Origin of the sequence: Hyalangium sp., from assembly GCF_035629615.1 — a bacterium.
Classification (GTDB): Bacteria; Myxococcota; Myxococcia; order Myxococcales; family Myxococcaceae; genus Hyalangium.
In genome coordinates this window covers 1-12,253 of the sequence record NZ_DASPHO010000690.1, presented here as the reverse complement: position 1 = coordinate 12,253, position 12,253 = coordinate 1, and the positions used below count along the sequence as shown (strand labels likewise).

At 65.3% G+C, this 12,253-nt stretch carries 7 protein-coding genes and 1 pseudogene; 4 read left to right on the top strand and 4 right to left on the bottom strand.

Annotated features, from left to right (window positions below):
* On the bottom strand, positions 1 to 2,000 hold a 2,000-nt coding region (locus VD972_RS34670), incomplete at its 3' end, for a TOMM precursor leader peptide-binding protein (RefSeq protein ID WP_324993091.1).
* A 130-nt stretch (positions 2,001 to 2,130) separates the two neighbouring features.
* Here VD972_RS34670 and VD972_RS34665 point away from each other — a divergent pair.
* The 4 genes from VD972_RS34665 (at position 2,131) to VD972_RS34650 (ending at position 9,273) form a co-directional block, all read left to right on the top strand.
* Positions 2,131 to 3,867, top strand: coding sequence for a S53 family peptidase (locus VD972_RS34665; RefSeq protein WP_324993090.1), 1,737 nt, complete (start codon positions 2,131 to 2,133; stop codon positions 3,865 to 3,867).
* Between the two features lie 153 nt (positions 3,868 to 4,020).
* Positions 4,021 to 4,548 (top strand): energy transducer TonB, encoded by a 528-nt coding sequence (locus tag VD972_RS34660; RefSeq protein ID WP_324993089.1) that lies wholly within the window; start codon positions 4,021 to 4,023, stop codon positions 4,546 to 4,548.
* Between the two features lie 304 nt (positions 4,549 to 4,852).
* The gene (locus VD972_RS34655) at positions 4,853 to 5,419 is read left to right on the top strand and encodes a dihydrofolate reductase family protein (RefSeq protein ID WP_324993088.1); all 567 of its coding nucleotides are present in this window, start codon (positions 4,853 to 4,855) and stop codon (positions 5,417 to 5,419) included.
* Between the two features lie 101 nt (positions 5,420 to 5,520).
* Positions 5,521 to 9,273, top strand: a complete 3,753-nt coding sequence (locus VD972_RS34650; protein ID WP_324993087.1) for a helicase-related protein — start codon at positions 5,521 to 5,523, stop codon at positions 9,271 to 9,273.
* 137 nt (positions 9,274 to 9,410) lie between these two features.
* On the opposite strand, the gene VD972_RS34645 is transcribed toward VD972_RS34650, so the two are convergent.
* The 3 genes and pseudogenes from VD972_RS34645 to VD972_RS34635 form a co-directional block, all read right to left on the bottom strand.
* Positions 9,411 to 9,536, bottom strand: a complete 126-nt coding sequence (locus VD972_RS34645) for a hypothetical protein (protein ID WP_324993086.1) — start codon at positions 9,534 to 9,536, stop codon at positions 9,411 to 9,413.
* A gap of 432 nt (positions 9,537 to 9,968) precedes the next feature.
* Positions 9,969 to 10,862, bottom strand: a complete 894-nt coding sequence (locus VD972_RS34640; RefSeq protein WP_324993085.1) for an SIR2 family protein — start codon at positions 10,860 to 10,862, stop codon at positions 9,969 to 9,971.
* An 806-nt stretch (positions 10,863 to 11,668) separates the two neighbouring features.
* Positions 11,669 to 12,253: pseudogene (locus VD972_RS34635) on the bottom strand (serine/threonine protein kinase); the annotation flags it as partial.

The following is a 12,253-nucleotide window of genomic DNA, read 5'->3' as shown; positions in this document are numbered from 1 at the left end:
TCCAGCCCCGCACGACTCGCGCGCTCCACACACGCCTGCACGTCGTCGCGCAGATCGTTGCTACGGAATTCAGAGTAGTCCTCGCGGCTCCGCACCGCGGTCTCCTCCGGGAGCAGGAACGTCGAGTCCCCCAGCGCGGAGGCCGTCCACGATGAGTGCGTCAGGTCGCGTGGATTGACGCACTGATTGACCTCCGTCAGCGCTCGCTGCACCGCGAGCCGGGCCTCGAAGTGGCAGCCACAGCCCACCCAGAGCCGTCCGGAGTCCGAGGCCCACGCCACGGCGACGAAGGACGGGAGCTCCAGGTCGTGCGTGATGTCCAGCACCCAGAGGCGCAGGCCCAGCGCGTTGTAATACTCCTGGAGCGCGAGGAAGTAGGGCTCGCCGAAGCTCTGGAGCTCGACGCGTGGACGGCGGAGGCGGTTGTACCACCAGAGGGCCACGGCATCGCGCTCCACCAGCTCCAGGAAGCCTTGGAGGATGGCCTCCTCCAGGCCGTTGCCAGCCGCGTTTCCGTTCGAGTTGAAGTAGCAGAACTGCTCCTCCAACGGCGGTGGTGCATTGAGATAGCAGAACGATGTCGGAACATAGCGGCGGCGGCCATGCGTCAAGGACCAGACCGGCGTCCAGTCGATGGGTGCATCGCCGTCGTAACGAAGCGGGACCGCGCGCCTGGGCTCTTCACGAGGGTTGATCGTCTGCCGTCGCTGGTACTGCGCCTCGCTGAACCCCTGGAGCTCGTGGGGATGGACGGCCGCGCTCCCGAGCTCCGAGAGCCGGGCTCGCACCCGGTTCTCGTCTCCACGGAAGACAGCGCTGTAACGCTCGATGGCCTCGGCCAACGCCCCAGCGCGGGCCTGCTCCGCGGTGCGGCCCTTCCCGCTGGCGATGTGGTGGAAGTCGCCGAAGGAGGGCCGCTGGCCAGGAGGGCGGACCCGAAAGAGCGCGCTGTAGACCTGACGCAGCGGATCGGTGCCCCCTACGGATCGGAGATCGCCCAGGACGCCGGTGATCGGGCTGACGTGGTGCTGGTAGAGCGCCAAGGTCTCTTCAGGCGTCATGCAGCGGTGCCCGCCATCGGCGGTGAAGCGCTTGGGCCGGCTCTCGAGGACGATGGGCTGCTCCGCGCGAGCCCTCACCAGCTCTGGATTCCCGCAGGAGGAGCACTGCGGGCGCCGGACCACGGCATGTTGCTGGAGCCGGAGCGCGCCTGCATCGAAGCTCAGCAGGTGCTCGTCCAGTGCCCCCTTGCCACCTTCAGCGATCCAGCGTGCCAGCGCCAGGGCGGCAAGCTCGAGGCCGGCCCGCGCGCTGGCACGCAGCTGGACACGCGGGGGAGCAAGGTGCGTCTCGCTCCCGCGCCGCTGCCGGAGATAGCCCTCTACGGGGCGGTTGTCGCTCAACCGCGCGGCGAGACAGGTCCAGCAGGGCGCCGCGGCGGCACCCAACATCGGACCCATCCAGCACTCGACCCCTGCCGTCTTGACGGGCATCCACCGTGTCCCGGGCCGAGCCTCACGGCTCCAGGCCTCCACTTCGGCGGCGAGGTAGTCCGAGCACAGCAGGAGGCAGACGTCCGCCTGCGGCTGCACCGTGACTCCCGCGGCCTCCAGCGCTTCGATGAGCGGCCTCACCTCCTCATTTCCGGTGGCGCGGACCATGACGGGCGTCGCCGAGAGCCGTTGGGCTGCTTGCGCCACATCGAGGCCCAGGGACTCCCAGAACCCCGCGGCCTCTGGCTCCAGGGGCGCCGTGCTCTCGGTGAGGTACCCCCGCTCCTGGAGGCGCGTCAGGACATAGTAGACCTCCGGGGGGGTGGCCCGGCCTGCGAGCAATTCGATCAACTCTCCCAGGGTGCGCTTCCCGTCCACGAGCGGCACCACGAGCGCGTGAAGGCGTCCCTGGAGCAAGATGCGATCACGCTCGCTGATGAGGAACACGCGCTCGTCATCGAGCGGCTCGGCGCGCAGGTGATGCTTCAAGCGGAAGACTTCATGCATGGCTGTTTCCGGGCCGCGCACGCTACTTCGCCGCGTACAGCCTGGGAACGAGGACCTCCGGCCATTGCGGAGCCCCCTGGGACCGGATACGAGAATCTGGCTGCTTCGTTCCTCCTCGGCTCGAGATCCCATGCCCAGCAAGCGCAAAGCCCGCTCTCCTGACACGATCCAGGGCAAGAGCCCGGTGTCTGCCGGCAGCTCCACGCAGGCGATCACCCTCATCCTTCGCCCGCCGGCTTCGCTCCAGAAGAAGCTCAACACGCTGGCCAAGGGCTCGCTCACGCCACTCCGTTATTCTGAGTACCTCAAGCGGTACGGAACTCCCGACAAAGTGCTCGAGCAACTGGAGGCATGGGCCTCCAGCGCGCAGCTCCAGTTCGTGGATGCCGACTGGAAGGAGCAGGCGAAGCTGTCTGGGGCCGTGCGCCTCACGGGGGCGCCGTCGCAGGTCCATGCCGCGTTCAGCCTGGAGAAGAACAGCGGCACCGGAGCGCGCTCGCTCAGAACCCCCAAGGCCCTGGACGGGCTCCTCCTGTGGGTCTTCGGTGTGGAACCTCGTCCCGTCACCCCGCCTGAGCAGCTCAAGTCCAAGCCCTCTCCTCCTCCGGCCTTGAGACGCACCCACATCCACCTTCCTCCCACTCGGGGCGTCACGAAGAAAGCCCGCGCCCTTCCGGACAAGGCCCTGACGCCTCTGCAGATCGCGGAGGCATACAACTATCCCGCCAACCAAGGCGCGGGGCAGTGCGTGGGCCTCGTTCAGCTGACCGGCACCTACTCTCTAGAGGATGTCCAGGCGTACCTGAGCCAGCTCCAGGTCACACCCACGCCAACGATCGTGGACGTCAACCTCGGCCCCACGCGCCCGCCTTCCTCAGCGGACCTGGAGGTCACGATGGACCTGGAGCTCGTGGCATCCCTCTGCCCTGAGTCCACGATCGTCGTCTACAACGCCTGCTCGAGCAACTACTCCATCCGGGACTTCTTCGATGTCTTCAATGCGGCCGTCTTTGACACGGAGAACTGCCCCTCCGTGCTGTCGACGAGCTGGGCCTTCCCCGAGTCTGTGGAGGGAATCAACAGTGGCGTGAGCACGGAGTACACGATCACGAAGGAGGAGGAGGCTGCGTTCAACCTCCTCTTCGCGAAGGCCGCGCTGCTCGGAATCACCCTCTGCGCGGCGTCGGGAGACACTGGCTCGCTGGTTCCGTTTCGCTGCGATGACACGCCGTCAGAGGGCACCTTTGTGCCCATCACCTATTTCCCGGCGGCCTCTCCTTTCGTGCTTGGGTGCGGCGGCACGCAGCTGGCTGCGGGTCAGAACCTTCCCACGAATGAGAGGGTGTGGAATCAACTCGGCGAGGTGCTCCTCCTCGGCTCGGGCCCCTTCTCCTTCCCCACTGTGGGGGGCAGCAGTGGCGGTGGCGTCAGCTTCTTGAACGGCCCTGTCTCCTACCAGGAGGGCTACGCTGTACCCAAAAACACTGTGGCCACGTGGACCCATGGAGTCTACGAAGTCATCCAGCGGCAGCAGGGGCGGGGCGTGCCCGACGTCGCGGCCTACGCCAGCCCGATCCCCGGCTATGCGATTGTCCTCGGTGGAGGCCCTGCCACAGGTGGAGGAACGAGCGCCGCCGCCCCCATGTGGGCCGCCCTCCTTACCCGGGTCAACGCAGAGCTCGGCAGGCGGGTGGGGTTCCTCCATCCGAGCCTCTACCGGTACCAGCTCGAGCGAAAGAAGCTGTGCACGACGATCAAGCATGGGACCAATGGCGCCTACCATGCGAGCGAAGCGCTCTGGAACGCTTGCACGGGCCTCGGTACTCCGAATGGCAAGGAGCTCGTCAGAGCGCTCAAGAGCGGCTGACCCTCTCGCGCGGTCCAATGTCTCCGATCAGCGGCTGATTGTAATAGAGGCGAGCCCGCCGAGGCCATGACGAAACCATGACGGAAGAATGGTCCGCTCACGGAGATCGCGGCTCCGGGATTTCCTACCTTGAGTGGAGGGAGGAACCACCCCATGTTCCAGTCCGATACCGAGACGCAGGCAAGCCGAACCCTCTCGCGCGCAGCCAGGTCCGGTGGGACGTGGCTGGTGCACATGGGGATCTTCGCCAGCCTGGTGGTGCTGTCAGCACGGATGCCGAAGGAGAGCGCTCCAGAGAAGCCCGCGGAGAAGGACGAGCCTGCGAGGGATAATGCCGCCCTGGACCTGCCGCCGGTGGACTATGATCCCAGGTGCCCCGGGCCCTTCGACGAGGACCTGCGTCCCTACAGCGCGGGCATGGTGCCACCGGTGTTCATCTCCGGAGAGAAACTCCAGCACACGCCAGAGGCGCTCGCGGCCCGAGTCCAAGGCCTCATCATCGCCAGGTGCACGCTCACCTGTGAGGGTGAGGTCAGGAACTGCCGCATCCTCAAGAGCCTGCCGCATATGGATCAGGCCGCGCTCAAGATGCTCAAGTCCCGCAGGTACCACCCGGTGCGGTATCAGGGCAGGCCGATCACCGTCTCCTACAACTTCAACATCCGAGTCCCGCCTCCCTGAGCAGAACCTCAGCGTGTCAGGAAGATCGTGCGCTGCCGCATTGTGGACAAGGAGCGGCTCGGTGCTCACGAAGTTCTATACACCGGGAGGGTGATGCCTTATTTTTGGAGTCGACGCTTCACGGCGTCGACCATGATCTCCGCTCGTTAGCCAGCCTACGCTTTGTGTGACCGCCCTCTTCGCTCCGGCTGCCTGGCCGTGGCGTTGTAGCGTGCCGTCCGAGCGCGTAGGCCTGAACCAAGCCCCATCTCAGTTGCCCTGTGATTCCCGCCCGTTACCGGGCGTGCGCCCTGGAGATCTCCGTATGCGAAAACTCAAGTACCACGTTGCGACCACCGTTGACGGCTTCATCGCCCGTGAGGACGGCTCCTTCGACTGCTTCATGCAAGAGCGGCTCGTGAAGGAGAGTGAACACATCACTGACTATCTCGCGTCGTTCGCTACTTACGACACGGTCCTGATGGGCCGCCGAACCTATGAGGTCGGCCTGAAGCAGGGGGTGACGGATCCCTACCAGACGATGGAGACCTATGTCTTCTCGCGGTTGCTGAAGGAGCTCCCGAACCCGCGGGTGAAGCTGATCGCGGATGAGGCTGCGGGCGTGGTCAGACAGCTGAAGGAGCGGCCGGGCAAGGACATCTACCTCTGCGGCGGCGGGGACCTCGCAGCGGCGCTGTTCGCCGAGGGGCTCATCGACGAGGTGCTCATCAAACTGAACCCTCTGCTCCTGGGCTCTGGAATCCCAGTCTCACCCCGGCTTCGGAGCGCGACGGACCTCGAGCTCCTCTCCACCAAGGTCTACAAGAACGGAGTCCTGCTGCTGCGCTACTCCGTCCTCCCAGGGAGCGGGATGGAGAAGAAGTCACTGTGAGCTGAGGACACCTGCGATGTGGTTGCCCGGCGTTGCTGAGACCCGGCTCGAGCCCAAAATCTTGCGTCCGAGCCGGGACCGCGTGTGATCAGGCCACTCCGATGGCCTCCCCGCCTACTCTTACAACCCGAGACATCCCTCAGGCGAACTCGGCGTCCCGGCTTCTGGAGCTCCTTCAGTATCTCGCAACGGGCGAGTCTCAGCACATCACCACCGAGTTCTCGCACCAGCGCGATCGGCTCTTCTATTTGAGCGCGGGGCGGGCTCTGGGACTCATCGAGCAGGACTCCCGCCTCTCGAAAGTGGGACGTTGGCTCTCGGGGCTCCGCGGCGATGAGGCCGTCCGCGGTTTTGGGCAGGCCCTCGCCGACAGCAAGCTCGGAAAGGCGTGGCTGCGCTGGCAGGGTGCTCGCAAGGTCCTGGAGCTGGACCCCTCGAGAACCGAGGACTTCCTCGCAGCGTGCTCCGCGCTCTCCCGAGCCACGCGCAAGCGACGCGCGTCCACCTTGAACCGGTGGTTGGCGTTCGTGAGGGGCGACGCGGAGCAGGCCGCCACAGGAAGCACTGGCACGAAGGTGCTGCGCCGCTTGCGGTCCAGCCGACAGAGAGCCCGCGACCGGCGACCAGTCCAGCTCAACCTTGACGGCGTCACGGAGTGGACGCGCTGGCCCTCCCCCACCCGGTTCCCCCACAACGAGGGTACCTCGCGCGTCGGCAATATCCTCCAGGCGGACCTCGGGGCGGGCAGCGGTGTCCTCCTCGTCGTCGGGTATGCGTCGCTGGCGCAGGTGATCCACTTCCTGGCACAGTGCAAGAACGACGGTCCTGAGCCCATCCGCCTCCTGTTCGGCACCGAGCCGTTCCTCTCCGACGCAGCCAGAGCTCGGATCCCCGCACCCGATCTTGGCGAGGAGATGCGTGACTTCTGGATGACGCGCGGCGTGTCCGTTCTCCTCTCGGGAGCCGTCCTGCACACCCGCGAACTCGTGGAACGCGGCCGAGTCCAGGTCCGGATCGCTCCCCCCAATCGACCCATCCACGCCAAGATCTACCTGTCCAGCCAAGCGGTCACCGTCGGCTCCAGCAACTTCACACCTCAGGGACTCGGTAGGCAATCCGAGGCCAACGTCCGCTTCGAGCTGACCGAAGAGGAGCGCTACTCCGAGGCTCGCAATCTGGCCGAAGGCCTCTGGCGGCGAGGCCGTGAGTACGGCAACGATCTCATCGGGTTGCTCGAGACACTCCTGCGCGACGTCACCTGGATCGAGGCGCTGGCGCGCGCCTGCGCGGCCATCCTGGAGGGACACTGGGCGCGCGAGTACATCCCCCCTGACTTGCTCGAGGGGCTCGAGCGGCCGCTCTGGCCTCACCAGCTCCAAGGTATCTCTCAGGCGATGTGGATCCTCGAGAACGTCGGGAGCGTCCTCGTCGCAGACGCGACTGGCTCGGGGAAGACCCGCATGGGTTCCTGGCTCATCCGCGCCGCATTCGATCGCCAGTACCGCAGCGGCGTGAGCCGAGGTCCGGCGCCTGTCATCCTTGCGCCTCCGCCCATCGTTGGAATCTGGGAAGAGGGCCTGTCCGAGACGCGGATCCCCATTCAGGTCCACTCGCATGGACCGCTCAGCGTCAAGACGGCGGCACGCCACGAGACCCTGGTGCGCGGCATCCTGGACACCGAGCTGCTCTCCGTGGACGAGGCGCACAACTACCTGAACCGCTCCAGCCGAACCTCGCGCCTGGTTGCGCACTACGCGGAGAACGCGATCCTCTTCACTGCGACTCCCATCAACCGGCGAGCGGCGGATCTGCTCGCCCTGGTGGAACTCCTGGGAGCGGACAACTTCTCGGAGGAGTCTCTCAAGAGCCTGTCGGCGCTCCGCCGCAGTGCCCACCTCCGCTCCGCAGACAATGAGCGGCTCGACGAGGTCCGCCAGGAGATCCGGCGCTTCACCGTGCGCCGCACGCGAGCCCAGCTCAACGACATCGTCGATGCTGCAAGGGACAAATACCGGCTGTCGGGTCACGATCGGGTAGCCCGCTACCCGAAGCATGAAGCGCACTACTACGACTGTTTCTGCAGGCGTGGGGACCTCGAGCTTGCGAGGGAGATCGCCAGCCTCGCTGAGAAGCTCAAAGGCGTCTCTCGCCTGCCCAAGCGCCTCGCTGTGCCCAAGGGGCTAGAGCTCTCGGAGGAGGGCTACATCCGCTCCATCGTCGCCAATGGGAAAGCGCTCGCGCGGTACCACGTCATGGAGTCGCTGCGCTCCTCACGGCTCGCGTTGCTGGAGCACGTCCATGGGACGCAGGAAGCGCTCCGGGTACTCGGTGAAGGCCTGCACATCTCCGCCAAGAAACCCACGGGGAACATGGCGAGCACGACCCGGAAATGCGCTGGGCAGGTGCCTCAATGGGAGCTGGACGCGCTGAAACCACCCACCGTGGAGCCATGGCTCTGGGATCCAGAGGCCCACCGTCTGGCGTGCGAAGAGGACGCCGAGACCTACGATCAGATCGCGTCTCGGGTTGCTCGCATGAGTGACGACCGGGAGCGAGCGAAGCTGAACCACATCGAGCAACTCCTGAAGGAAGAGAAGATCCTCATCGCGTTCGACTCCTATGTCATTACGCTCGAGCTGTTCGAGCACAAGCTCAAGGCCCGCAAGCTCCCCGTCGAACTTCTGCTCGGCAGGGGTGGGGCTGGAGCGAAGCGCCGGGCCGTCCGGCGACTGGGGCTGAAATCGAAGACGCGCCGCCTGGTTGCCCTGTGCTCGGACGCATTCAGTGAGGGGATGAACCTCCAGCGTGCATCGTGCGTGATTCACCTCGACACGCCCACTGTCATCCGCATCGCGGAGCAACGTGCCGGCCGGATCGATCGCATGGACAGTCCCCACGAGCGGGTGCGCATCTGGTGGCCGAAGGACCCAGAGCCCTTTGCGCCGCAGCGCCGCGACATCCTCCGCGACCGCAATGAGCTGGTCCATGACCTGATCGGCTCAAACCTGCAGTTGCCGCCAGATCCCGCGTTGGTGGATGTGACGGAACTCGCCGCGAAAGCCAGCGTCGATGCTCCTGAGCACAATGAGCACCCAGCAGACCTGTATGACGCGTTCCGCCCGGTGCGCGCGCTGGTAGGCGACGCTGGGCTGGTGCCGTCCGCAGACTACGAGTCCGTCCGCGGGAGCCAGGCGGAGGTCATCGCCTGCGTCAGCATGGTGCAGAGCGCGGTACCTTGGGCCTTCATCGCCGTAGGCGGGCTCCATCGCCAGGCGCCACGATGGGTGTTCTTCGAGACGCTCGAAGGGGAACCGAAGACGGATCTCGCTCAGGTGGCAGACGCGCTGCAGAAGCGCCTCGGCCCGGATTGTCCCCGAGCCGACCCGACTCCTCGGTCCCAGACACTGGTGTCCTCGTTCACGGAGCGGCTGCGCGACTGCGAGGCCGGGCTTCTCCCCGCGCGTCGGCGCAGGGCGCTCGAACTCCTCAAAGAGTCGCTCGAGGCCTGGATGAGGGAGGCGAAGCGAGTCGGCTCACGTGACCTCTTGGAGGACTACGAAGCCATCCGCAACGCGCTGTTCCCATCAAAAGAGAAGCAGAAAGAGCCCTTCCCGGATCCGCGGTCGATCAGCGATGCCTGGCTCAGGCTGATACGTCCCAGGGTCAGGGCAGCACTCGAGCGCCGCTCCCGTCGCAAGCGGCTGTGGCAGCTGACTGAACTTTCCCCTTATCTCACCGACGATCCGATCGACCCTGAGCAGCTCCGGCGAGCCTTCGCCGAGATTCCCCTCCTCGCTCCGGTCGAAGAGCGAGTGGTGGCGATGATCGTCGGAGTGCCCTCGGAGGCCTCGTAGGCGCACGGTCCTGCAGCTTCGGCAACGGCTTAGCGAATCTTCTTCCGGGGGCCGTCGCGCCGGGCACATTCGACCGGTCGATCCCATTCCAGTTGATGTCGTCCAAAAGCCCAACTTCGAGCCTGCGGGAGGGTGATCTACTTGCCGTCGGTGTTGCGCAGCGGCTTTCCGTCCAGCCCCGCCATGAGCGGGGTGTCGCGCAGGAGCGGGAGCGCCTGGGTGTAGCCGAGACACTCCGTCTTCTGATGGCGTCTTCCCTCCATTGCCGCCCCCCGAACTCTTCTTCGAGCGACAGTTCACGAGAGGAGCGCGAGCCCCAATGCAGCGCAGGCAAAGGAGGCCGTGACCAAGCCGGCGCAGCACCAAATGCTGAAGGCGACAGCGCCTCTATTGGAAGCGGCGGGAATCGAACCCACGCCGGGCGGTGCGAAACCTCTAGCAGAATCGTGCCCTTACCTCGCAACCGCCCGGAATGCTTCGGAGTCGTTATCCCGCCGCGTCCCGTTTCGTCCCGTCCCATTCCGTTCCGCACGCTCCTGCGACATACGTGCAACATGGCGGAGGCGGACCTCGTGCAGAAATATCCCTGCGCGCCGCGCTTCACGATCTTCACGAAGCGACCCACCCGCCCACGCTGTCAGGACGTTGCGGAGTAAGGTGGACCCCGACTCGATGGAGCCACCTCCCGGCACGGTTCAGGGGGTAGGCGAGCAGAGCGCGCGAAGGAGCACCTCGACCGAGTGATGGCGCGCCCGAGGGTACCAAATGGGAACGATACGCAGGCCAGAGAGGGCTCGCCGCCGCAACCGGAAGTCTTCCTGGGAGTCGGGGGCCTCGACAATGGCGTAGTGCTCGGGAGCTACCGGCTGCGATGACAACTGCCCGAGGATCTTAATCGTCCGATCTACGGTGAGGCTGCACCCGAGGAACAGCAAGGTCGCTGATGAGAAGATGGCCTTGAGCGCATAGGGCAAAGGCCTCAGGGGGTCCTGTATGTCTCCATAGTGCTGGTCGTACTCGGCCTGGGTGAGAACCCGCTCCGTCTCGTCGTAAGCATCACCGTGCAGTTTGAGCAGGTATCGAGCCTGCGTGAAGAGCGCATTCCGGATGGCCCCGAACCTTGCCCCCCAGACGGAGTCCAACGGCTTGGAGGCGTCCTTGAAGACTCGTTCGATGACGCGGTCGAAGTTGGTGGTGATGATGGAGCCCGCAGCTATCTCTGGCAGGAGTTTGACCGCTCCACTCGGCAGGAGTTCCTTGCCGAAGACGGTAGCGATCCGCCGCCGGAAGGCAAAGGAGTGGAGTTCATCTTCCAGCCGTTGTGCGGCTTCTCCATACTTCCCAGCGCTGAGGTCCGCCTGGATCTCAGCCTCGATTCCGGCGTGTTTGGCCTCCTCCAGCAGAAAGGCCGTCCACCCTGGGAATCCGCAGGGGATCGATAGCCCGGCACCTACAAAGGGGATGACACGGCCAGAGTGTACTTGCGCCTTGAGCCTCGCGAACTCGGACGCATTGTCCTGGATGCTCAGGATCTCGTTCAGTGTCGTAGATGGCGACGCGGTCGGCTCTGTTGTGGAAGAGGGGGGCATCCCTTGGCTCCCAGGAGATGGGAGGCGGAGCGCCAGAAGGTCTGGCAGCGCCTCGCAGCGTAGGATCTGCTCAATGTCACTGGGGACATGCAAGGTGAACCACGCAGGCGGTCCAGCGGAGAAACTCCCGCCTGAGTCAAGGTTGGCAATGCGGAGCACCGAAATAGTGAAGAAGAATCGGTCCTCGCCCAGGCGCAGGAAACTCTTCAGTTGTTCCCACCCATACGAACGGAAGGCCGGCCGCGCACGCTCCAAGTGCTGAAAGAACCGCAACACATCTTCAAGGAGTTTGGAGGCATCTGCCCCGAGAGAGGTGTTGAGGAGGCCATCAAGAGTCAGGCCATATTCCTCGTGTGGAGCCTGCCCGCTTTGCGTGATCAGGCGAGGAACTCCCCTGCCCAGCAGGACATTGACCTGCTCAGGTGGAAACTGCCGTAGTGCGCTTCGCACGAGTCGCCCTGGGACGAGGTTGGCAGTCTCAAGTTGGGCTCGGGCGATGATCTCTAGGACACGGCGTTGTGCGGCGGAAACCGGAGCAAGCATCGAGCGTCGTTCAGGTAGGACTCAGGGTTCTCCACAGGAGATTAAACCTGATGGTCGAGCCATGTGCTAATGCCAACTTGTCAACGACCGTGATGCGGACCCTGGGAAGTCCTCGGGCCTGAGCGGCTGGGAAGGGTGATACAGGAGTCGCGCCCGCAGCTCCTCTGCGCGCTGCGCTACTAGAGCTGTCCGACGTGCAGGGCCCCACCGGGCCGAGGTGGAGCTACCCGCGCGCGCCACGAGGCCGAGCTACAGTGCCGCGCTCACCGCCACCGCTTCACAGCAAGCCCGTTGGTCTCCTTCGAGCCCACGGCGGCGCCGGGCTTCGAGCCCTCGCGCTTGTCCATGCCCACGTAATTCACGCCGCCCAGCTCGACACAGATCGGCACCGTGCGCCCTCCTGGGAGTTGGGCACGACGATAGCGGCCATAGATGCGATCCCCCGTCGTCCACAGGTGCCCCTCCAGCCGTGTCCCCTTCGGGGCCTTCCCTTCTGCTTCTGCAAGCTCACCCGTCACGGGACCGTCGTTGAACACCGCCCAAGCGTCTTCCCGCTTGGTCAAGGGTTCGGGGATTCGTTTGGTCACGTCAACGATGATGGCGGGCTGATCTCCCACGAACCAACCTAGCTCTTTCTCCATCGCCTCAACGGCTTCCTGGGGGCACGCCTCCGGGTCCGGCCGCGTCTGCACTCCGGTGCAGCTCGCTTCAACCCATGCGACGGTGAACACGAGGAGCGCGCACCGCTCCACCTTCGAGGGGACGCGCCGGGGGCTGGCCTTCGGCGGGTTGGGTACGCCGTTGGTGAGCGTGGGGGAGTTGTCGGGTTGTTTCACGGAAGGGCTCGC

Excerpts from the sequence above, each read along its gene's own strand:
- VD972_RS34640 (WP_324993085.1), bottom strand. The coding sequence starts at position 10,862 with ATGCCCCCCTCTTCCACAACAGAGCCGACCGCGTCGCCATCTACGACA.
- VD972_RS34660 (WP_324993089.1), top strand. The coding sequence starts at position 4,021 with ATGTTCCAGTCCGATACCGAGACGCAGGCAAGCCGAACCCTCTCGCGC.
- VD972_RS34655 (WP_324993088.1), top strand. The coding sequence starts at position 4,853 with ATGCGAAAACTCAAGTACCACGTTGCGACCACCGTTGACGGCTTCATC.
- VD972_RS34645 (WP_324993086.1), bottom strand. The coding sequence starts at position 9,536 with ATGGAGGGAAGACGCCATCAGAAGACGGAGTGTCTCGGCTACACCCAG.
- VD972_RS34665 (WP_324993090.1), top strand. The coding sequence starts at position 2,131 with ATGCCCAGCAAGCGCAAAGCCCGCTCTCCTGACACGATCCAGGGCAAG.
- VD972_RS34650 (WP_324993087.1), top strand. The coding sequence starts at position 5,521 with ATGGCCTCCCCGCCTACTCTTACAACCCGAGACATCCCTCAGGCGAAC.